Below are 622 nucleotides of genomic sequence, written 5' to 3' on the forward strand. Positions count from 1 at the left end.
AATGGCGGGCGATCTATCCCGGAAAACGAAGAACCTTGGCCAAAACGATCTTCGGTCCGCGCATTTTCTTGATGACGATCTGCAGGCCATCGACCTGGAGCACTTCGTCTTCATCGGGGACACGTTTCAGCGTCTCGTAAACCAGACCGGCAAGGGTTTCAGCCTCGACGTGATCGAGATCGATCTCCAGCAGGCGCTCCAGCTTGAACAGCGGGGTGTCGCCGCGGACCAGCAGCTTGCCGGGCTGGTAGGCAAGCACGCCGCGTTCGGTCTTGCGATGTTCGTCCTGGATGTCGCCAACCAGCACTTCGAGCACGTCTTCCATGGTCAGGAAGCCAATCACCTTGTGGTCGCCTTCCTCGACCAGTACGAAATGCGCCCCTCCCTGACGAAACTGCTCGAGCAGGCTGGCCAGCGGCATGTGCTTGGACACCCGCTCCAGTGGGCGCAGCAGCTCGTTCAGGCAGAAGTGCTCGGGCAGGTGATCATCGGCGGCCAGCGCCAGCAGCAGATCCTTGATGTGCAGCAAGCCGACGTACTCGCCCTGCTGGTTGTCGTAGACCGGGTAGCGGCTGTACTTGTGGCGGCGAATGACCTCGAGGACCTCGCTCAGCGGCGCATC

Annotated in this window: 1 protein-coding gene; it reads right to left on the minus strand. The window is 61.1% G+C overall.

Translation table 11 applies throughout. The features are described from left to right. Positions 1-13 precede the first annotated feature (13 nt). Positions 14-622, minus strand: a 609-nt coding sequence (locus CXQ97_RS20995) for a CBS domain-containing protein (protein ID WP_146069748.1), incomplete at its 5' end; no start/stop codon positions are given.

It is taken from the genome of Arthrobacter sp. B0490, from assembly GCF_002929355.1.
GTDB lineage: Bacteria > Actinomycetota > Actinomycetes > Actinomycetales > Micrococcaceae > Arthrobacter_D.